Raw genomic sequence first — 21,912 nt, 5'->3', positions numbered from 1 at the left:
AGCCTTCCGCAAGATTAGATTTCCCTGAGGGTCGTCATAGACGATGACGTTGATAGGATGCAGGTGTATAGGTGGAGACACCACAGCCGAGCATTACTAATTGCCCGAGACTTTCGCGGCGTGTCTATTGTATAGTTTGTTGGTTGCCTGTCGCAGGTCACTTTTCCTTCATGGCATTAAGGTGGCTATGGCACGAAGGTTCCACCTCTTCCCATTCCGAACAGAGAAGTTAAGCTTCGTCACGCCGATGGTACTGCGTAACAGTGGGAGAGTAGGTAGCCGCCGTTTTGGGGTTTCTGGCAAGTGCGGATGCATTTTGCCGGAAACCCCTTTTTTTATTTCAGATCGGGTATATAATATTGAAGGTGGAAAAAATATATTCCTTGAATTAGGGAATATCAATTATTATTTGTATCTTTGCTGCCCGATTTATATAGTGTTGTATTTTGGAAACGCTTGATACATATAAGGTAAATTTGAGGGACATGATGCAAGATGCATGTTCGTATGAATATAATCTTGACGATACTTTTTTTCAAAGTATAGATGCTCCTGATATACGAAAAGGTAAATTGCATGCCAATGTGAATATTCGGAAATTGGCAGGAAATTTTATACTGGATTTTCATATTGTAGGTACAGCAGTAGTTCCTTGTGATCGTTGTCTGGATGATGTGGGTATTGCTGTAGATACGATAAATACATTGAAAGTGAAGTTTGGAACCTGTTTTTCTGATGAAGAAGAATGGGTTATTGTTCCAGAAGAAGAAGGATATATTGACCTGTCATGGTTTTTATACGAGTTTATAGAGTTGAGTTTACCGATGCAACGGGTGCATGAGTCTGGTGAATGCAATCAGGAGATGATGACTGTTTTACATCAGCATCTGTGTGTGGAGGAAGATGAATCTCTAGCTTCTGATAGCGGTCAGGTTTCAGAGTATGATACTATTGATCCGCGATGGAATGGATTGAAAAAAATATTAGATAATAATTAAATAAAACGTTAAAAAAATGGCACATCCTAAAAGAAGACAATCAAAGACAAGAACTGCTAAGAGAAGAACTCATGATAAAGCAGTTGCTCCTACGTTGGCTATTTGCCCGAATTGTGGTGCATGGCATGTATATCACACAGTATGTGGAGCTTGCGGTTATTACAGAGGAAAGTTAGCAATCGAAAAAGAGGCTGCTCTCTAAATCTGAATAGAGAGAAAGCTTTGTTGAACAAATGTTTATGAAGTTCAATTAAGAATAAAGCCGGAGAGCTTTCGGCTCTTCGGCTGTTTTTTTTATATTTCATAAACTAAAAACAGAAATGATGGAGAAAATAAATGCAGTAATAACAGGAGTCGGTGGTTATGTACCCGACTATGTGTTGACAAACGAGGAGTTGTCGCGAATGGTCGATACCAACGATGAGTGGATTATGACTCGTATTGGAGTTAAGGAAAGACGTATTTTGAATGAAGAAGGTCTGGGTACCTCTTATTTGGCACGTAAGGCAGCTAAGCAATTGATGCAAAAAACCGATTCTGATCCGGATTCGATTGACTGTGTAATTGTGGCTACTACAACTCCTGACTATCATTTCCCTTCTACGGCTTCAATCTTGTGTGATAAATTGGGATTGAAGAATGCATACGCATTTGATTTGCAGGCAGCTTGTAGTGGCTTTTTATTTGCAATGGAAACAGCTGCAAGTATGATTCAGTCTGGTCGTCATAAAAAAATCATAATTGTGGGTGCGGACAAGATGTCTTCAATGGTGAATTATTCCGACCGTGCCACTTGTCCTATTTTTGGTGATGGGGCAGCAGCTTGTATGGTAGAAGCTACTACTGAGGATTTCGGTATTATGGATTCTATATTGCGTACGGACGGCAAAGGATTGCCTTTTCTTCACATGAAAGCGGGTGGTTCGGTATGCCCTCCTTCTTATTTCACTATTGATAATAAGATGCATTACCTGTATCAAGAAGGTAGGACTGTGTTTAAGTATGCTGTATCTTACATGTCTGATGTCACTGAACAGATTGCGAAGAAACATGGTCTGAGCAAGGACAACATTGACTGGATTGTGCCGCATCAAGCAAATTTGCGTATCATTGATGCTGTGGCATCTCGCTTGGAAGTGCCTTTAAGCAAAGTGATGATTAATATTCAGCGCTATGGTAACACCAGTGCCGGGACATTACCGCTTTGTTTATGGGACTATGAAAAGCAATTGAAAAAAGGCGACAATATAATTTTCACAGCATTTGGTGCCGGATTTACCTGGGGTGCTTCGTATGTGAAGTGGGGGTATGATGGTGATAAAATTTGAACGTGGAACAAATGAATATAATACAAGAAAACGCATCCCGACCCGATGCGTTTTTTTGTATAGTAGATAAATAAATAGAGTATGCATAAAGCTGGATTTGTAAATATCGTGGGCAATCCTAATGTAGGCAAGTCTACATTGATGAATTTGTTTGTGGGCGAACGTATCTCCATTGCTACGTTTAAGGCACAGACTACCCGTCATCGTATTATGGGAATCTTGAATACGGACGACATGCAGATTGTGTTTTCCGATACCCCGGGAGTCTTGAAGCCGAACTATAAGTTGCAAGAATCAATGTTGAATTTTTCCGAGTCGGCATTGGTTGATGCGGATATCTTGCTGTATGTGACGGATGCCATAGAAAAGGCAGACAAACATGCTGATTTTATGGAAAAAGTGCGAAATTTAAAAGTTCCAGTTTTGTTACTCATCAATAAAATAGACCTGACCAATCAGGAGAATCTGGTGAAATTAGTGGAAGAATGGCACGACATGTTACCCAGTGCAGAAATTATTCCTGTATCTGCTAAGGCGAAGTTCAACATTGATGTGGTGATGAAGCGCATCAGAGAACTGTTGCCCGATTCTCCTCCTTATTTCGGAAAAGACCAATGGACAGACAAGCCTGCTCGTTTTTTTGTAACAGAGATTATCCGCGAAAAGATTTTGCTGTATTATGACAAGGAAATCCCTTATTCGGTAGAAGTGGTGGTCGAACGTTTTAAGGAAGAAGCTAAAAGCATTCACATCAATGCAGTCATTTATGTTGAACGTGAATCACAGAAAGGTATTATTATTGGTCATCAAGGCAAAGCTCTGAAGAAAGTGGCTACCGAAGCGCGTAAAACATTGGAACATTTCTTCCAGAAATCTATTTATCTGGAAACCTTTGTGAAGGTAGACAAAGATTGGCGTAGTTCTGATAAAGAGCTCAAGAATTTTGGTTATCAGTTAGATTAATTTCGGCTGTGACAGCCGTAAACATTTAAGAAGTATATGGGAAATTTAGTAGCAATCGTAGGACGTCCCAATGTGGGAAAGTCGACACTGTTTAATCGTCTGACGAAGACCCGTCAGGCTATTGTGAATGAACAGGCCGGTACGACCCGCGACCGCCAGTATGGTAAGTCGGAGTGGCAAGGAAAGGAGTTTTCGGTGGTTGATACCGGAGGATGGGTAGTTAATTCGGACGATATTTTCGAAGAAGAAATCCGTAAACAAGTGGTATTGGCAATGGAAGAGGCCGATGTCATCTTGTTTGTGGTAGATGTTATGAATGGAGTGACTGATCTGGATATGGATGTGGCAGATATTCTTCGCCGTTCGAAAACCCCTGTTATTGTGGTGGCCAACAAGACCGACAATAACAATTTGCAATACAATGCTGCCGAGTTTTATTCGTTAGGATTGGGTGACCCGTATTGTGTTTCAGCTTTAAGTGGAAGCGGAACGGGAGATTTGCTTGATTTGGTACTGAGCAAGTTTAGAAAAGAAGCAGGCGAATTGATTGACGAAGATATTCCTCGCTTTGCCGTAGTGGGGCGTCCTAATGCGGGCAAGTCATCGATTGTGAATGCATTTATTGGCGAGGAGCGGAATATCGTGACCGAAATAGCCGGTACCACCCGCGATTCTATCTATACCCGTTATGACAAGTTCGGCTTCGATTTTTACTTGGTTGATACGGCAGGAATCCGGAAGAAAAACAAGGTGAATGAAGATTTGGAATACTATTCGGTTATCCGTTCCATCCGTGCCATCGAAAACTCAGATGTCTGCATCCTGATGTTGGATGCTACCCGTGGTATTGAAGGACAAGATTTGAATATCGTATCTTTGGTTCAACGCAACCAGAAAGGATTGGTTGTGGTTGTCAACAAGTGGGATTTGGTAGAAGACAAGTCGGTCAAGGTGATGAAATTTTTCGAAGATGCTGTGCGTAAACGTTTGGCTCCGTTCACCGATTTTCCTATAATTTTTGCTTCGGCGCTTACCAAGCAACGCATCTTCAAGGTTCTCGAAGCAGCTAAAGATGTATTTCAGGCACGTATGACACGTATTCCTACTGCCCGTTTGAACGAAGCGTTGCTGCCTGTAATCGAGGCATATCCACCTCCTTCAAATAAGGGTAAATATATCAAGATTAAGTACATTACCCAGTTGCCTAATACGCAGATACCTTCTTTTGTGTTCTTTGCCAATTTGCCGCAGTACGTAAAAGAACCTTATAAGCGTTTTTTGGAAAATCAGATTCGTCAACGTTGGAAGCTCTCAGGAACACCAGTCAATATCTTTATCAGGCAGAAATAAAGTCCTGTCAAAGTTTGGAAACAATGCGAAGATGAGCTGATACATTCTAGGAAAGATTATTTTGAATGAATGTTTGCATCCGGCCTGTATGCTCCCCTGAGGTGAAGATATACTTCAGTTGTGCATCATTATTGGGGCTGGTTGCAGACATTCATTTTATATTCATCAGGGAGGATCGTCTTTTTATTTAGAAGCTGTTTTGAATTTCTCCAAAAAGTTTTTCTTGTCTTGATGTATCCGTTTTCGTGTGTGCTTTGGGCGATTTCTTGGTCTTTTTCGCTCCTGTTCTTCGTCAGATAGCCTGCTATCCTCCTCATTGCACAAGCGGAAATGCCTCAAAAACTCATCCCAAATCAGCATACGATAATTTCAAACAGTTTCTGAATAAAACTGTTTGAAACGTTCCATATAACTCCGTTTTCAGTCCTCCCTAATTAGGATTGCTGTGTTGAGGAGTAGAAACTGCAGTCCTATTAGTAGTAGGACTGCAGTCCTGGTATCTTAGGATTATGCGAGGACTGGAATGGCAAGCACTATGCAGATAAATAGAAACGCCGTTTAATTGCGTGAACGTTTTCTCAGAATAGCTTTCTTGTTATCAATTATGTTTCATCTTTTAGCAAAAATGTTACATGGAAACATATTTGCTTGAAGATGAAACATTTCTTTTATACCGCTTTTGCATTGCTTGCTACATTTGCTGCACAAAAATCATTTATTGTTTGTGCTATTAAAATTGTAATACCATGAAAGCAGGTAAGAAAAAGTTTTCATTTCATCGGATGAATGCGGCAGTTTTGCTGCTTGCTTTAGCTTGTGCAAATGCCCATGCCCAGGAAGATAATTCTTCTAAAGGTGAATCTTCGAAAGAAGAAGGGAATCGGAACGTCATGCTGAATGCGGCAAGTGCCAACGGTCCTCGTGAGATTCAAATCGGACTTCCGTCGGCGGATGTCAATGTGTTAGAAAATGGTATCCCCGTAACGTATGCTACGAATCCGCATAGTGTGAATTCATTGTGGCGTGCTGATGCCAGTTTAAGCCATGTCGGCTTGTTGAAGATTTCAGAAACGGCGATTACAACCGGCAATATCGGTTATGCGGTCAATTCTTTCACCCAATTGGGGCAGAAAGGATTTCACGGAACATTGAATTATAAGGCAAACCATTTCGGCATGCACGAGATTTCGTTGAACCTGAACGGGGAGATAGCCAAAGACTGGTTTTACAGTGGAAGTATCTACCAGGACTTTGACCCGGGAACATTTAAAATTAAGTCTACTCCGTTTCAAGACCGTACGCAGATATACAAATTCGCTCTGACAAAACGTTATCATGATAACCGGGGCGAGTTTACGGCTATGTATCATTATAGCAATAGCCATCCGGTATATAATTATGCCACACAATCGGCTCCTTTTATTTATGTAGGCGATGGAAGCGTAAAGGAATTCGGCAAGTTTGCATTGGGTACGACTTCTTATTTGCCTGTTGACAATGAAATGATGTATCGGGATATGCGGACTGGACAAGTGCATAAGACCAATCTGTATGATGCCACTCAGAATAAGGGAAGCGAGTTTGTCTTGATGAACGACTATAAATGGGATAACGGGCTGCAATGGAAAACGATTGTGAAATATGACCATGCTACCGGCTCACTGGTTTATCAGACCCCGATGTCGCTTGACCAGAACGAAGCGGGCATCAATTATTTGTATGAAGCCGAAGACGGAAGCATGCAGGCATACGATGGCGAGTATGTACAGAGCCGTATGTCGTGTCTGAACCGTGGCTTCATAGACGAATTTATGTTTACGACCGAACTGTCACGCAAGGTGAATAGTGGCACGTGGCGTTTGGGTGTGAATGAATGGTATTATGATGTGGATTACACTTCGAATACGACGATGTATGACCAGTCGGTGCCAATGGATGGAAGCTATCCGGTACGTCTGTTCAATGCCGATTATGCTACTTATGCCGACCGTTCATATAGCGGAAATGGCTATTATTACGATTTCAATAAGAACGCTTCAGAATATTATAAAGGACACGAAAACAAACTTGCTATATATTTCACCCACGATTGGGACATAACAGATAACCTTAATTTGTATTACGGGGCACGTCTGGAATATCAGGCGTTGCGTGGTGAAAACCTGGCGGTAAAAGATGCCAACGGTGACTTTGTCGGCCGTTTTGCCAATTATTATATAGGCGCGACAAGTCCGAGCGGTGTGAAGATTGCTCCTACGCCTATCTCGTATGATTGGTTTAACTATGCATTGAGTGCCGCAGCTACATACAAATTGACCAAACAATTTGGTTTTACCGGAGACTTTACTTATATCACCCAGCATCCGCGTATCGAAAACTTCGCTCCGGCTACAACGCCGAATACCGATAAGATTTCGGTACCGTTGGGACGGGTAGGTATCTATTATAACAATGACTGGTTGAGCCTGACTTCTTTGTTCTCTTATATTTCGAAAACCAACAACAACTCTACGCTGAACCTGCAGCATGCCGTAAACGGTGTGAACCAGATTATGGCGGCTCCGTTGACTTACGATATCAAGACTTTGGGATGGACTACCGATGTGGTTGCTACGCCGTTCAAAGGTTTCGATCTTCACTTCCTGTTCACTTACCAGAAACCGACTTATAAGAAATACGAGACTTCGGTTACTTTCCCCGACGGTTATGTGGGAAGCATCAATGCAACAGGCAATATCGTAGCCGAGATTCCCCAGGTCATTGTGGAAATCGACCCTAGTTATATGATTACGAAAGACTTGAAAATCTGGACCAGTTTCCGTTATTTCAGTAAGACGTATGCAAACATCAACGATGCTTATTATTTTAACGGACGTTGGGAAACTTTCGGCGGACTGAACTGGCAGGTAAACAAGAAATTGTCTTTGGGCTGTACGGTAGTTAATTTCCTGAACCAGACCGGAGCGAAAGGAAGCATTGCCGGTGCCGAACTGATTGAGAAAGAAGATGCCGGACAATATGCGGGTCATGTAATGGCTGGAAGCTATATTCGTCCGTTTACCGTAGAATTTTCTGCGCAATTGAAATTTTAATACTATATTTACAACGAAAAATAGATACACCATGAAAACGAATCTGATTCATCTCGCAATGGGAACAATGCTGGCATGCGGCATGGTTGCTTGTCAGTCCCCAAAAGGTTTTACGATTGAGCACCAAGGAGATACCTTGACTGTGGTACACGTTTCTGCTCCTGGCAAATATCTCTTGTTACCTATTCAAGAGTCAAGTAACGAAGGCAAAGTCAAATTGGAGACCGGAAGTCCTGCCGATATGGCAATGGATGTCCGTCTTGCCGTTGATAGCATTGAGTATTATGTTCCTTTCGAGATTCCGCAAGGTGGGGATGCAACTGTTTCAATTCGTAAGGTGGTTGCCGATGCTGTATGTTGGGAGCATATCCAATTGACAGATACGTTCGATACAAGCAATACTGATTATTACCGTCCTGTTTATCACCATACTCCGCTTTACGGTTGGATGAACGACCCGAATGGCATGGTATATAAAGACGGTGAATATCACTTATATTTCCAATACAATCCATACGGCTCCAAGTGGGGAAATATGCACTGGGGGCATTCGGTCAGCACCGACCTTATCCATTGGAACCATTTGAAACCGGCTATTGCCCGCGATACACTGGGACATATCTTTTCCGGTAGTACTGTGGTTGATAAAAACAATACGGCTGGTTATGGTGACAATGCCTTGATTGCTCTTTACACATCGGCAAGTGACGAACATGGGCAGATACAATGCATGGCATACAGTACCGACGACGGACGTACCTACACGAAATATGAGAAGAATCCGGTGCTGCTCCCGTTTGACGGCTTAAAGGATTTCCGCGACCCGAAAGTCTTTTGGTATGAACCCGACAAGAAGTGGGTAATGATTGTTTCTGCCGATAAGGAAATGCGTTTTTATGCTTCACAGAATTTGAAGGACTGGGAATATATGAGTGCTTTCGGCAAAGGTTACGGTGCACAGCCCAATCAGTTCGAGTGTCCGGATTTCATTCAGCTGCCTGTAGATGGGGATAAGAATAAGATGAAATGGGTGATGCTGGTCAATATCAATCCGGGATGTATGTTCGGCGGAAGCGCAACGGAATATTTTGTAGGAGATTTCGACGGGAAAGAATTTACATGTGATACGAAACCTGAAACCGTAAAGTGGTTGGATTATGGAAAAGACCATTATGCGGCGGTCTGCATTTCGAATACGGGCGAACGTATCATCTCTATTCCTTGGATGAGCAACTGGCAATACGCCAATGTGACCCCAATCCGCCAATATCGGGGTGCCAACGGATTGCCTCGTGAATTGTCTTTGTACACCAAGGACGGTCAGATTTATGTAGCTGCCGACGTGGTGAAGGAAGTGGAAGCGTTGCGCAAAGATACCCGTTCGTTCGACCCGATTACGGTGAAAGACGAATATAAGATTGATGAGATTGTTCCGCAGACAGACGGTGCATACGAATTGGAAATGGATATAACTCCGAACACATCGGGTGTAGCAGGTTTCGACCTGATGAATGCCAAAGGTGAAGTCGCAAAGATTTACCTGGATATGAAGTCGGGTAAGTTGGTAATGGACCGTACGGCAAGTGGGCTGGTCGCTTTCGGGGAGAAATCGGAACCGCATGCTAAAGAAACAGACGACCACCGTAAAACGATGTCTGTCAATTATCAAAATGATTTTGCGTTGGGAACATGGGCACCGCTTTCTTTGTGCGAAGGCAAGACTTACCACCTGAATGTATTTGTGGACAAATGTTCGGTAGAAATTTTTGTGGATGGCGGACGCATTGCAATGACAAATCTGGTGTTCCCTACCGAACCGTATAATACGCTCCGTTTCTATACCGAGGGTGGTGAGGCACAAGTTTCAAACATGAAAGTATACAAACTGGGGCTATAATTAATTTCCATATAATTACTATTACGATTTGCAACGACGCAGAGGCGTGGAGGAAATGGCCTGAAAATCAGACTGAATAGAAACTCTACGCTTGTGTGTCGTTGTTTTGTTTGTTGTTTTTTAATAGATTAAATCGAATGGCTATGATGAGACATTTATTGTGTGCTGCAATGGGGCTTGCTTTGGCAGGGAATGCATTAGAGGCAGCCGAAAATCAGGTTATCCGTATTTCTACCAATCATACCGATTTGGTGTTACAGGTGGCAGAGAACGGACGGTTGTATCAGACATATCTGGGTGAGAAATTATTGCATGAATCCGATTTGAAGGAATTAGACTGGGCGGTACATGCCGCTTCGGACGGGAGCGTCTGCAAACGGGGCTGGGAAGTGTACAGCGGCTCGGGAAATGAGGATTTCTTCGAACCGGCATTGGCTGTGACGCACAACGACGGGAACGCTTCCACTTGGCTCTATTATGTATCATCTTCGATGAAAGAGGTGGAAGGGGGAACGCAAACCGATATCGTGTTGCGTGATGATGCATATCCGGTAGAAGTTACGTTGCATTATGTGGCATATCCGGAAGAAGATGTCATCAAGACATGGAGTGAAATCGTGCATCAGGAAAAGAAACCGGTTTATCTTTCGGCGTATGCTTCTACGATGCTTTATTTCAACAGGGGCAGTTATTATCTGACCGAGTTTACAGGCGACTGGGCAAAGGAAGCTCAGATGAGCACCGGGCAGCTTCAACCGGGAAAGAAGATTGTCGACACTAAGTTGGGAAGCCGTGCGGCAATGCATGCCAGTCCGTTTTTTATGGTTGGGTTAGATCAGCCAGCCAGTGAAAATCAAGGGGATGTATTGATGGGTACATTGGGCTGGACCGGGAATTTCCGCTTTACCTTCGAGGTTGATAATGTAGGAAACTTACGTGTCATTCCAGCTATCAATCCGTATGCTTCTGTCTATCCGTTGGAGCGTGGAGAGGTCTTTGCAACACCTGAATTTGTCTTTACATACAGTACGGAAGGAACGGGACAAGGCAGCCGTAACTTGCAGAACTGGATGCGCAAGTATCAGTTGAAGAATGGAACAGGGGACCGTATGACCTTGCTCAATAATTGGGAAAATACAGCTTTCAACTTCAATCAAGAACTGTTGGCTGAACTGATGCGCGAGGCGAAGGACTTAGGTGTAGACTTATTTTTGCTGGATGACGGGTGGTTTGGAAATAAATACCCACGTAAAGATGACAAGGCAGGGTTAGGCGATTGGGAAGCTACGCAAGATAAATTGCCCGGAGGCGTGCCGGCATTGATTGAATCTGCCAAACAGGCTGGTGTGAAGTTTGGCATTTGGATAGAGCCGGAAATGGTGAATCCCAAAAGTGAATTGTTCGAGAAACATCCTGATTGGGCGATTCATTACCCCAATAGAGAAAGATATTATTATCGCAATCAGTTGGTATTGGATTTGAGTAATCCGGAAGTGCAGGATTATGTGTGTGGGGTTGTGGATAAGCTGATGAAAGAAAATCCGGAGTTGGCTTATTTCAAGTGGGATTGCAACAGTCCGATAACCAATATTTATTCTCCTTACTTAAAAGAACGCCAGGGACGTTTGTACATAGACCATGTGCGTGGAGTGTATAATGTCATGAAGCGTGTACATGCAAATTATCCAGACGTAACCATGATGCTTTGTTCTGGAGGTGGTGCACGTTGTGATTACGAAGCTTTGAAGTATTTCGATGAATTTTGGTGCAGTGACGATACAGACCCTGTGGAACGGGCTTATATCCAATGGGGCTTCTCGCATTTCTTTCCTGCCAAGGCGATGTGTGCCCATGTGACAAGCTGGAACAGGGCGTCTTCTGTCAAGTTCCGTACCGACATGGCTTCGATGTGCAAGCTGGGCTTTGATATTGGTCTTGATGAGTTGAGTCAAGATGAATTGGCATATTGCCGTGCGGCTGTAGCTAATTGGAACCGTCTGAAACCGGCTATTCTTGAAGGAAGCCAATACCGGTTGGTCTCGCCTTATGAAAGCAATCACATGGCGGTCAATTATGTGAGTGAGGATAAAGCCAGCGCCGTGCTGTTCGCCTACGACATCCATCCGCGTTATCAGGAAAAGTTGTTGGCGGTCCGCATGCAAGGGCTTGACCCCGAAAAGATGTATCTGGTAAAGGAAATCAATCTGATGCCGGGTGTCACTTCTTCGCTGAAAGCAAATGGAAAAGTCTATTCAGGCGATTACCTGATGAAAGTTGGGTTGGATGTTTTCGGCTTCCAGCAGATGCAGAGCCGGGTTATAGAGTTTGTGGCACAATAAAAGAGGACTTATGACAACAGATAACCAAATCAAGTACGGGAAACTGGTTCCCGTGATGCTTTGCTTCTTCGCCATGGGTTTTGTCGACCTGGTGGGCATCGCATCCAATTATGTGAAGGCAGACCTGAACCTGAGCGACGCGGAAGCGAATATCTTCCCCTCGCTGGTGTTCTTCTGGTTCCTGATATTCTCCGTGCCTACGGGCGTGCTGATGAACCGCATCGGACGCAAGCGCACGGTGATGCTCAGCCTGCTGGTGACTTTCGTATCGTTGCTCCTCCCGCTTTTCGGAGACAGCTACGGCATCATGCTGTGCTCTTTCTCGTTGCTGGGCATCGGCAACGCTTTGATGCAGACCTCTCTGAATCCCTTGTTAAGTAACATTATAGCTGGCGACAAGCTGGCAAGCTCATTGACCTTCGGCCAGTTCGTAAAGGCAATAGCTTCGTTCCTTGCCCCTTATATCGCGATGTGGGGTGCCACTCAGGCAATTCCCGAGTTCGGTATGGGCTGGCGCGTGCTGTTCCCCGTCTATATGGCGATAGCCGTCATCGCCATCCTTTGGCTGGGTGCTACTCCGATAGAAGAGGAAGCGCCCGATAAGGCTTCCGGCTTTTCAAGCTGCCTGAAGTTGCTGGGTAGTCCGTTCATCCTGTTGTGTTTTATCGGCATCATGTGCCACGTGGGCATCGATGTGGGCACCAACACCACGGCTCCCAAGATTCTGATGGAACGCCTGGGCATGCCGCTCGACGATGCAGGATTCGCCACGAGCCTTTACTTCATCTTCCGCACGCTGGGCTGCCTTTCGGGGGCGGTCATTCTTCAGAAAGTGGCATCGAAACCTTTCCTGGGCATTAGCGTGGCATGTATGCTGGCGGCTATGGTGCTGCTCTTCGTGTCTGCCGACCTGACGGTCATCTACATCGCCATAGCCCTGATAGGTTTCGGCAATTCGAATGTGTTCTCCATTGTCTTCTCGCAAGCCCTCCTGGCTGTGCCCGACAAGAAGAACGAGATTTCGGGCTTGATGATTATGGGTCTGTTCGGCGGCACGGTCTTCCCGCTGCTGATGGGATTCGCCAGCGATGCCGTAGGCCAGAGCGGTGCCGTAGCGGTGATGACGGCAGGAGTGATTTATCTGATTATTTATATGTTTAAACTGAAGCGTTAGTTTTTAAGTTCTTGAGTTTGTAAGTTTTGTAGGGGCGTATCGCATACGCCCGAATACGTCCACTAATCCATGCGGATGCTTTCAGGGCGTATGCGATACGCCCCTACATGCAATTTGATAAATGCTTAAACTCAAGAACTTAAAAACTCAAAAACTTAAAAGCCATGAACAATACAATCGTAGTAGGAATGGGTGAAGCACTGTGGGATGTGCTTCCCGAAGGAAAGAAAATAGGTGGTGCTCCGGCTAACTTTGCCTATCACGTTTCCCAGTTCGGTCTGGATAGTCGTGTGGTAAGTGCTGTGGGCGATGACAAGTTAGGAATGGAAATCTTGGACAACTTCCGTGCGAAGAAGTTGAACACAATGGTGGAGATTGTTCCTTATCCAACAGGGACGGTGCAAGTGGAATTGGATGCCGAAGGCGTGCCGTGTTATGACATCAAGGAAGGTGTGGCTTGGGACAACATCCCTTTTACTCCTGCATTGGAAGGATTGGCGCGTCAGACCCGTGCGGTATGTTTCGGCTCATTGGCACAGCGCAGCGTGGTGTCGCGCGAGACCATCAACCGTTTTCTCGATGCGATGCCCGATGGCGAAGGGCAATATAAGATATTCGACATCAACCTGCGTCAGGGATTTTATACCAAAGAAATCCTTTGCAACTCGATGCGCAAGTGCAACATCCTGAAGATTAACGACGAAGAGCTGGTTACCATCAGCCGGATGTTCGGCTATCCGGGCATTGATTTGCAAGACAAATGTTGGATTCTCCTTGCCAAGTATAACCTGAAGATGCTTATCCTCACTTGTGGGGTAAACGGAAGCTATGTGTTCACTCCGGGCGAAGTGTCATTCGTCGAGACTCCGAAGGTGGAGGTGGCAGATACGGTAGGTGCCGGCGACTCGTTCACGGCGGCTTTCGTTGCCTCCATATTGAAAGGCTTGCCTATCCCCGAAGCGCATAAGTTAGCGGTAGAGACATCGGCATTCGTCTGCACGCAGAATGGCGCGATGCCGGTGCTGCCCGCCCGGCTGACGGAAGGTTTTTAATTTACGATTTGACGATTTAAGATTTACTATTTTCCCTAAATCGTACTTCGTAAATCGTCAAATCGTAAATAAAATAATCCGTGTAATCTGTGGTGAAAGATGCTATCTTTGCATTGATATCAAAAAGAAAGGAATGACTTATGGAAGCAACGACCTTGACCCCCGCACAGCAACATTAGCTGAAACTCTTCTCGTTCGACAGCAGCGAAGCCTACGCACGCGAGATACAAGAAGTGCTGACCCGCCATTTCCAAGCGAAGCTCGACCAAGAGTCCGACCGCCTTTGGGACGAGGGCATACTCGACCAGCAACGCCTTGACGAACTGCGGAAAGAAGACCTTCATCGGAAGTTTTCCAAAGTGGAAGTCATCAAATTAGATGAAATGATGCGCAATATCTGACTTTTCTCGATTTTTATTCACCACAGAGGCGTACAGAAGCGCACAGAGGAAAGGAAACGCAAATTGGCGCGGATTTCCGCGGATTAAAAATAAAAAATAATCCGTGTGAATCCGCGCCAATCTGCGTTTATGTAGAGACGATGTGCACATCGTCTCTACTATGATGATATTCAATATTTTTTTATTTCATTTGCACGGCAAGTTAGAGGGAAAAGATGGAAATTCCAAAAGAATTTGATAATTTTTTGTAGATTTGTTCGTATAAAATTTTGTGCCTATGAAAACGATTTTCTTTTTATTATTATCGCTTGTCTTGCTTTCTTGCCAAGGAGGGAAAAAACAAAATGTTCAACCTGCAGATACGGTAAAGGAAGATGAATTTATTGCCAGCGTTTTATACACTGCACCTCCGTATTATGTGATAGGCAAAGATACAATTTATAATTATGCTACAGACCCCATATTTCCTGTACATACTTCCGATCCCGAAAATCCGCTTTTATCGATAGACCTAAAGAATTATGTGCAAAAGAAGTTAGCCGATGTACACCTTGGAAAAGGAATAGTGGATGTTGCTTTCCTTATTGATAAAAAAGGATATGTCCGTCAGGTAATCATTGAAAAATCGGCGGAAGAGAACGGTGCCAGTCCCAATGTAGCCGCCCGTATGGATTCCATTGCCTGCAAAGTAATAGCCAACTTGCCCCGTTTCACTGCTCCAGCAACACGAAAGGGTAAGCCTGTGAATTTCTTAAAGAGGTGGACGGTACGGTTTGAGTGACTGAAGCTCCCGTTTTTGCGGATTTGCAATCCGCAAGCATCGAGTATGAGGATTTTTAATCCGGTAAACGACTAAGTTACCGCTTTCTGTTAGGTATCTGCTGAGCGGATTAAAATTGACTTTGTCGACCTTCGGTTCCTTATACTCATTTACGCCGGATTGTAAATCGGCGTGACGGTTAACGGTATTTCAGCTCAGAGTTCGAAGACGATGTGGCAAGGCTTTCCGTCGATATAAAAGGTAAGGCGGTACAGCCCTTTTTCTATCGAATCGGTCGTGCCGTTGTAGAGCGGAAAAGAAAAGTGTGCCGTTTCGTTCGGACGAATGGTTCGTATGAGTTCCACCAAATTGTATCCCGTAAGTTCCGTCTCCGGCTTGGGGATGGGATAAATGTGGCTGGGGTCATCAGGGGCGCTTTCCCGAAGAAAATCGAAAGGGTAAGACGTGGAGGCTTCTTTCTTTTTATAATGCTGTTCGGACGGAGCGAGTTGGGTGGTCACGTTTTTCCATCTCCCGTTTCCGTAATGAAAGACCTCGCAGGGGAAAACGCCGTATGGCATTTGCAGCTCACGACCGTCTTCTGCGGTATTCATCAGAGTCACATACACCATGCTGTCTTGCAGGCTGACGCGCCATGCCTTCTTGATTTCTTTCGGAAAGCCGGACGTGCCGAGAGTCATGGTGTCCGCTTGCTCCTGTTGGACGGAACCGGCTGTTTTGTGGCTCTTTTGTGCCTTGTCTCCGCAGCCCGGCAGGCAGAGGAGGCACAGGAGCATTCCTAAGATTCGTGTTTTCATCGTTGTTCCGGTTTACTGCATGGGTTGAGATTGTTCTAATCGGCGATGTCGTTCAGATCGAAGTAGAGCAAGCGTGTGGCGGCTCCCTCGTCTTCTGCCGTCAGCGGCACGAACTTCTGCTTGAAATAGAAAGGTATGGCGGCGGCGTATGCGTCTACCGTGAGGAAACGGCAGCCGGTCTTGTTGTCGGCGAGGAAGTAACTTTTGATAGACCTTATTATAAATTCGCCTATGTGTTGTCCTTTTAATTCTTGACTAACAGCCAAACGGCAAATTTTTGCAGCCGGATAGCTTTTCAACCGTTTTTCGTTGACAAACCGATGTCTCCGGAAACGGTTGAATTCCGTTTTAGTGGGAAAATCAGACATAGACACGCGGTCGTTTGTCAAACTGAAATATGCAGCTATGTGTTCGTGGTTTTCATCATCTGCCGCTTCGAACACATAAGTAACCGCCAATAAGGCTTGCTGGTAGAATCCGGATTCATTTAAAATAAAATCGTTCAAGTCGGCATCGCCGCAATCGAACGATTTTACTTTTTCTTCAGGTCTCAACTTGCGTACGATGTAAGAAGAGAAGGGCGTTTGCAGGCTGGCTTTCATACGTTTTTCTTTTTTGTACGTTCGCCCAAATCGAGCATCTTTAAAAATAACGCATAATCAGCCAGTCTTTGTTCTCTTTCTTCCGGCGTTTCCCGGCGGACTTGCTTCATCCGCTCCTCGAACCGCCGTGCGTCTTCCCCGAAGAGTATCGGGGTTTCTTTGATGGGTCTTGCCATAGCTTTTCCTTTCTCTTTATGGATTCTGCCGCAAAGGTAGCGATTTATTCGTTGCGGATTATGCGGAGCGGTCAATTAATTTTCTGAATCTGCGCAATCTGTGGTGAAAATTACGCCGGAAATGCGTATCTTCGCATCGGTAAGAACTTAAACGGATGATACGATGAGGCATAACTGCATATCCTTGGTAAGCTTGTTTCTGCTGCTGGCGCTGCTGGCGGGATGCTCCGGACAGCAACGGCGGTACGTCATCGGCGTGTCGCAGTGCAGCGACGACGAGTGGCGCGAGCAGATGAACCGGGAAATCACGCGCGAGGCGTTGTTTTATCCCGAGGCGGAAGTGGTGTTCCGCAGCGCGGGCGATGACAACAAGCGGCAGATACACGACATCGAACTGCTGATGCGCAACAAGGTGGACCTGCTGGTGGTGTCGCCCAACGAGGCGGATGTCCTTACGCCGGTTATCGAGAAGGCATACAGCAAAGGGATTCCGGTGATATTGGTCGACCGGAAGATACACTCCAACCAATATACGGCGTATATCGGCGCCGACAATTATGCCATTGGTTACAACGTGGGCGAATACATCGCCTCGCGCCTGCAAGGCAAGGGAGGGGTGGTGGAGGTGACGGGGCTGCGCGGCTCTACGCCTGCGGCGGAACGCCACCGGGGTATGACGGACGCTTTGCGCGAGTATCCCGACATACGGGTGACGGCTTCGGTGGATGCCGGCTGGAGGCGCGACCGTGCGCGCCTGGTGTTCGACTCGCTCCTGACGCACGCTCCGGAGATAGACATGGTGTTTGCGCACAACGACCGCATGGCGGCGGGTGCCTACGAGGCGGCGGTGAAGTACGGGCGCGAGAAGGAAATGCTGTTTGTGGGCATCGACGCGCTGGCGGGCGAGGGATATGGCGTGGAGCAGGTGGCAAGCGGGCAGCTCGACGCCACCTTTATTTATCCTACCGGCGGCGACCGGGTGATGCAGACGGCGATGGCTATCCTGACGGGGAAGCCTTACGAGCACGACGTTGCGCTCTCTTCGGCGTTGGTCAACAAGGGGAACGCGCGGGTGATGCGGATGCAGACCGGGCAAATCCGCCAGCTGGACGAGAAGATAGACATGCTGGACAAGCGGATAAACCATTTCCTCACCCGTTACGCTTCGCAGCGCGTCTTGCTCTACACGTGCGTGGTGATGCTGGCGTTGTTCGGCATCGCGTTGTTTGTCGCCGTGCGGGGCTTTTGGACAAAGAACCGGCTGAACGTGGAGTTGTCCGAGCAGAAGAAACAGCTGGAGGCTCAGCGCGACCAGCTCATCAGCCTTTCCAAGCAGCTGGAGGAGGCGACGCACGCCAAGCTGGCTTTCTTCACCAACGTGTCGCACGACTTCCGCACGCCGCTCACGCTGATAGCCGACCCCGTCGACCAGCTGGAGGCAAGCCAAAACCTGAACGAGCACGAGCGTTTCCTGCTCCGCATCGTGCATAAGAACGTGACGGTGCTATTGCGCCTCGTCAATCAGATACTCGACTTCCGCAAGTTCGAGAGCGGCAAGCTGAAGATGTACCTTTCGGAGTTTGACATCGCCGGGGAGATGAACGAGTGGACCGAGGCTTTTCGCACGCTTTCCTATCGCAAGCATGTGCATTTCTCGGTGTCGGCTGCCCCTTCCGATGAGGGATATACGATGATAGCCGATGCCGGGAAGCTGGAGCGGATAACGTATAACCTGTTGTCGAACGCATTCAAGTTCACGCCCGAGAACGGACGGGTGGAGCTTGCCTTGTCGCAATTCGAGCACGGGGGGACACGCTGGCTGCGCTATCAGGTTTCGGATACCGGAGTGGGCATTTCCGCCGAGCACGTGCAGCACATCTTCGAGCGTTTTTACCAGATAGACGTGCATTATGCCGGTTCGGGCATCGGGCTGGCGTTGGTGAAGGCTTTCACCGAGATGCACGGCGGCACGGTGAAGGTGGATTCGGCAGAAGGCAAGGGCACCATCTTTACGGTGGAGATGCCGATGAAGCAGGCGGGCACGCTTGCCGAAGGGCTGGAGAAGCAGGCGGTTCCGGCAAGCCTGAAAGAGGGAGCGGTGCTTTCCGCCGGTCAGGGAACGGTGCAGGCGTCTCCGGAAGCGGGCGAAGACGACCGGCATGAAACGGTATTGGTCATCGACGACAATCAGGATGTGCGCGACTATGTCAGGTTGCTGCTGGAGAGGGAATACCGGGTGCTGGAGGCCTCCAACGGGCAGGAAGGGCTTCAGCAGGCGATGAAATACGTGCCCGATGCCATTATCTGCGACGTGATGATGCCGGTGATGGACGGCATGGAGTGTTGCCGGAGGCTGAAGTCGGAAGTGCAGACCTCGCACATCCCGGTGATGATGCTCACCGCCTATACGATGGACGAGCAGAAGGTGCAGGGCTACGAGTGTGGGGCGGATTCGTACATCCTGAAACCTTTCAGTGCCAAGCTGCTGCAGGTGCGCTTGCGGAACCTGATAGATAACCGCCGCCGTCTGCAAAGCTTCTTTGCCGACCGTTCGGCTCTGAAACAGGAGTCAATCAGCGAGGTGGACAAGGGCTTTGTGGAGAAACTGCGCGAGTTGATTGAAGCCCGTTTGGGCGATGCGGGTTTGAGTGTGGAAGACTTGGGCGGAGAATTAGGACTGAGCCGTGTCCAGCTTTACCGGAAGTCTAAAGCGTTGACCGGTTACTCGCCCAACGAACTGCTCCGCATCGCGCGGTTGAAACGTGCCGCATCGCTGCTGGCCTCTACCGACAAGACCATCGCCGAAATAACGTATGAAGTAGGTTTCAGTGCGCCTTCGTATTTCACCAAGTGCTATAAAGACTACTTCGGCGAAAGCCCTACCGACTTCTTGAAGCGAATGAAGAATGAGGAATGAAAAATCGCGCTTTGCGCAGAATGAAGAATTTTCATCCGCATGGAATTCTTCATTCTGCGTTCTTCATTCTTCATTTAAATAGTTTTGTCTGCTCGAAAGAAATCCCTATCTTTGGCGGGAAATAAAAAACGATAGTTAAGATGAAATGGATTATAGGACTTGTGTGTATGCTTTGCAGCATGAGTTTGCAGGCACAAGATTTAAAATCATTATACATTGCTTTACCCGATTCGCTTTCTCCTTTGTTGACTAAAGTGAACCGGGAAGATTTCGGTGATTTTCTGGCCAGCAACATGAAAGCGGAGGTGAAAAACCGTTTCGGACAGACCTCGGAAATGCTGAAGTTGACAGACGATTACCTGTTGGTGCACGTCAGCAAGTCAAGTAGGGAAGAAATGAAACTGTTGCCGCTGAACGATTCGGTGAAAGTGGTGTGTGTGGTCCGTACTTATTGTGGTCCTGTACCCGACAGTGAGGTCAAGTTTTATGATACGGCTTGGAATGAATTACCGGCAGCAGATTTTGTAACTTTGCCTGAAGAGAATGAATTTTATAAGTCTGTACTTTCTGAAACAGCTTCCGACTCTTTGCGTAACTTACGCCTGAATGCAGACATGTATCTGAAGGAAGTACGCTTGTCCGACAAAGACCTGTCGCTTTCAGTAAGTTACACCACCCCTCAATATATGGATAAAACTACGGCAGACAAGCTGAAATCTTATTTGATAAATGCTCCCATTGTGTATACATGGAGCAACGGTAAGTTCCTGAAAGTTAGTACTCAATAGATAAGCACTCAATTTAGGGCATCCCCCTTTGAGTGCTTACGAAAATAGAATGCTTATAAGGGCATTATTACCTTGAACGTACCGGAGTATAGCGCTTTATAGCCACTGTAAAATTTTTCTCAATTTGCTCTTTATTATATACGGTACGAACAACAATATTACGCCTAACAACAGCAGTAGAAAAGCGGGCTGGCATAGTGAAAGACAAGCTTAATTCAGAATTTGCCTCAATATTTCCTTGCCATTCTCTAGAAGCATTCGAACACTCTATAAAAATATGAACATTCTCATACTTAACATTTCCAATATTTTTCACTTTTATCTCAGCATGAGCCTGTCCTTTCGAATTTGCTTGCAAATTTTGAGATACAATCCCAACCTGCAAATCATTTTCAAGCGATATTGTATCAATTGGGGCTATAACTTTTTTTACTATGTGTTTTTTAGGCTGTTGTATAAAAATAATAGAATCAGTCCCATTCTCGTATTTTGTAACACGCATAAGAGAGTCTAATGTTAAAATACCTTCTTTGAAAATCAATTTGGTAAAACTTCCATCCTGGTTCTTTTCTATAAATGAGGATGAAGGAGATAATATTCTTTTTACTACAGCAAATGTTCCGTCATCTGACTCTTGATATTGTTTGATGCCGTCATTGGTAACAATAATACATTCACCCTTATAAACAGAAGACCGAAAAAAAACTTTAACTTTTTTATCCCTCAATTTGTAATGTTCTGTTCCTTCTTTATCAATATGCCTCCAGCCATCTTTATGCGTATAAACTGCAGCAAAGTTCTCTACAAAAGGAGCCACATTATCAAATTGAGTAGGAGATTTCTTCCCTAATGAAAAAAAGCCCTTTGCCTTGATACGTAAAGGATTTCCATTTTCGTCTATATATCCCCATTTATCTTCGCCAACAATAATATATCCATCATAAATATAACGATATTTAGGATGAACCTTGTATTCTGCATCAAACATTTTAGTAGCACCTAAGGAATCAACAATACCATGGATAAAACCATCTTTAGTGAGCAAAGCTTTTCCTTCATGGAACAATATATCCTGATATTCTATCGAGACTATGACATTGTCATTTTTATCTATAATCCCATAATAATCACCACTTTTAATTTTATAAAGTCCATTTCCTACATCGGTTTTATCATCATAAGCAAATCCTTGAGCATAAACAGCAGAGAAATAACCGATTAATAATAATGACAAAAAAATCTTTCTCATAATTCAAA

Annotated in this window: 19 protein-coding genes and 2 rRNA genes; 16 read left to right on the top strand and 5 right to left on the bottom strand. The window is 45.7% G+C overall.

The window, feature by feature from the left end:
- The 7 genes from B5F78_RS01295 to der all read left to right on the top strand — a co-directional run.
- Positions 1 to 120: ribosomal RNA gene (locus B5F78_RS01295) — 23S ribosomal RNA — on the top strand; the annotation flags it as partial.
- 57 nt (positions 121 to 177) lie between these two features.
- Positions 178 to 288: ribosomal RNA gene (gene rrf, locus B5F78_RS01290) — 5S ribosomal RNA — on the top strand.
- Between the two features lie 197 nt (positions 289 to 485).
- Positions 486 to 998 carry a YceD family protein gene (locus B5F78_RS01285; protein ID WP_087213360.1) on the top strand — a complete coding sequence of 171 codons (513 nt, stop codon included), beginning with the start codon at positions 486 to 488 and terminating at the stop codon, positions 996 to 998.
- 16 nt (positions 999 to 1,014) lie between these two features.
- On the top strand, positions 1,015 to 1,200 hold the full coding sequence (gene rpmF, locus B5F78_RS01280; protein WP_007565939.1) for a 50S ribosomal protein L32: 186 nt from the start codon (positions 1,015 to 1,017) through the stop codon (positions 1,198 to 1,200).
- A 121-nt stretch (positions 1,201 to 1,321) separates the two neighbouring features.
- Positions 1,322 to 2,326, top strand: a complete 1,005-nt coding sequence (locus B5F78_RS01275) for a beta-ketoacyl-ACP synthase III (protein WP_087213358.1) — start codon at positions 1,322 to 1,324, stop codon at positions 2,324 to 2,326.
- Positions 2,327 to 2,407: 81 nt separating this feature from the next.
- Positions 2,408 to 3,289, top strand: a complete 882-nt coding sequence (era, locus tag B5F78_RS01270; RefSeq protein WP_022039215.1) for a GTPase Era — start codon at positions 2,408 to 2,410, stop codon at positions 3,287 to 3,289.
- Between the two features lie 36 nt (positions 3,290 to 3,325).
- Complete coding sequence (gene der / locus B5F78_RS01265; protein WP_022039216.1) at positions 3,326 to 4,639, top strand: ribosome biogenesis GTPase Der; 1,314 nt, start codon at positions 3,326 to 3,328, stop codon at positions 4,637 to 4,639.
- Between the two features lie 183 nt (positions 4,640 to 4,822).
- On the opposite strand, the gene B5F78_RS01260 is transcribed toward der, so the two are convergent.
- On the bottom strand, positions 4,823 to 4,999 hold the full coding sequence (locus B5F78_RS01260) for a hypothetical protein (RefSeq protein ID WP_162608464.1): 177 nt from the start codon (positions 4,997 to 4,999) through the stop codon (positions 4,823 to 4,825).
- 386 nt (positions 5,000 to 5,385) lie between these two features.
- Here B5F78_RS01260 and B5F78_RS01255 point away from each other — a divergent pair, with 386 nt between their 5' ends.
- The 7 genes from B5F78_RS01255 to B5F78_RS01225 all read left to right on the top strand — a co-directional run bounded on the left by B5F78_RS01255 (position 5,386) and on the right by B5F78_RS01225 (position 15,375).
- The gene (locus B5F78_RS01255; RefSeq protein WP_087405752.1) at positions 5,386 to 7,731 is read left to right on the top strand and encodes a TonB-dependent receptor; all 2,346 of its coding nucleotides are present in this window, start codon (positions 5,386 to 5,388) and stop codon (positions 7,729 to 7,731) included.
- A 31-nt stretch (positions 7,732 to 7,762) separates the two neighbouring features.
- Positions 7,763 to 9,628 (top strand): GH32 C-terminal domain-containing protein, encoded by a 1,866-nt coding sequence (locus B5F78_RS01250; RefSeq protein WP_087209669.1) that lies wholly within the window; start codon positions 7,763 to 7,765, stop codon positions 9,626 to 9,628.
- A 143-nt stretch (positions 9,629 to 9,771) separates the two neighbouring features.
- A complete protein-coding gene (locus B5F78_RS01245) occupies positions 9,772 to 11,967 on the top strand; it encodes an alpha-galactosidase (protein WP_430746761.1) in 2,196 nt (731 codons plus the stop codon).
- Positions 11,968 to 11,977: 10 nt separating this feature from the next.
- Complete coding sequence (locus B5F78_RS01240) at positions 11,978 to 13,141, top strand: MFS transporter (protein WP_087405751.1); 1,164 nt, start codon at positions 11,978 to 11,980, stop codon at positions 13,139 to 13,141.
- A 164-nt stretch (positions 13,142 to 13,305) separates the two neighbouring features.
- Positions 13,306 to 14,193 (top strand): carbohydrate kinase family protein, encoded by an 888-nt coding sequence (locus tag B5F78_RS01235; protein ID WP_087405750.1) that lies wholly within the window; start codon positions 13,306 to 13,308, stop codon positions 14,191 to 14,193.
- Between the two features lie 233 nt (positions 14,194 to 14,426).
- Positions 14,427 to 14,594 carry a hypothetical protein gene (locus tag B5F78_RS17725; RefSeq protein ID WP_225226289.1) on the top strand — a complete coding sequence of 56 codons (168 nt, stop codon included), beginning with the start codon at positions 14,427 to 14,429 and terminating at the stop codon, positions 14,592 to 14,594.
- 277 nt (positions 14,595 to 14,871) lie between these two features.
- Positions 14,872 to 15,375 (top strand): energy transducer TonB, encoded by a 504-nt coding sequence (locus tag B5F78_RS01225; protein WP_140399981.1) that lies wholly within the window; start codon positions 14,872 to 14,874, stop codon positions 15,373 to 15,375.
- A 194-nt stretch (positions 15,376 to 15,569) separates the two neighbouring features.
- Here B5F78_RS01225 and B5F78_RS01220 read toward each other — a convergent pair whose 3' ends face one another.
- From B5F78_RS01220 to B5F78_RS01210, 3 genes are read right to left on the bottom strand one after another with little or no spacing between them, the layout of a single operon-like run.
- The gene (locus tag B5F78_RS01220; protein ID WP_022041135.1) at positions 15,570 to 16,172 is read right to left on the bottom strand and encodes a hypothetical protein; all 603 of its coding nucleotides are present in this window, start codon (positions 16,170 to 16,172) and stop codon (positions 15,570 to 15,572) included.
- Between the two features lie 35 nt (positions 16,173 to 16,207).
- Positions 16,208 to 16,774, bottom strand: a complete 567-nt coding sequence (locus tag B5F78_RS01215; protein WP_087405747.1) for a GNAT family N-acetyltransferase — start codon at positions 16,772 to 16,774, stop codon at positions 16,208 to 16,210.
- Positions 16,771 to 16,950, bottom strand: coding sequence for a hypothetical protein (locus tag B5F78_RS01210; protein WP_022041137.1), 180 nt, complete (start codon positions 16,948 to 16,950; stop codon positions 16,771 to 16,773). Before B5F78_RS01210 ends, B5F78_RS01215 begins: the two co-directional genes overlap by 4 nt.
- Positions 16,951 to 17,113: 163 nt before the next feature.
- Here B5F78_RS01210 and B5F78_RS01205 point away from each other — a divergent pair, with 163 nt between their 5' ends.
- Together B5F78_RS01205 and B5F78_RS01200 are read left to right on the top strand one after the other, a co-directional pair.
- Complete coding sequence (locus tag B5F78_RS01205; protein WP_087405746.1) at positions 17,114 to 19,867, top strand: hybrid sensor histidine kinase/response regulator transcription factor; 2,754 nt, start codon at positions 17,114 to 17,116, stop codon at positions 19,865 to 19,867.
- A gap of 140 nt (positions 19,868 to 20,007) precedes the next feature.
- Positions 20,008 to 20,655 carry a DUF3256 family protein gene (locus tag B5F78_RS01200; RefSeq protein ID WP_022041139.1) on the top strand — a complete coding sequence of 216 codons (648 nt, stop codon included), beginning with the start codon at positions 20,008 to 20,010 and terminating at the stop codon, positions 20,653 to 20,655.
- A gap of 67 nt (positions 20,656 to 20,722) precedes the next feature.
- Here B5F78_RS01200 and B5F78_RS01195 read toward each other — a convergent pair whose 3' ends face one another.
- Entirely contained in the window at positions 20,723 to 21,904 is a 1,182-nt protein-coding gene (locus B5F78_RS01195) for a WG repeat-containing protein (RefSeq protein WP_087405745.1), read from the bottom strand.
- Positions 21,905 to 21,912 lie beyond the last annotated feature (8 nt).

This window comes from Bacteroides sp. An279 (genome assembly GCF_002159615.1).
In the GTDB taxonomy this organism is placed as follows: Bacteria; Bacteroidota; Bacteroidia; order Bacteroidales; family Bacteroidaceae; genus Phocaeicola; species Phocaeicola intestinalis.
Note: the sequence above shows the minus strand (reverse complement) of the source record. Positions and strands in the feature narration are given on the sequence as shown.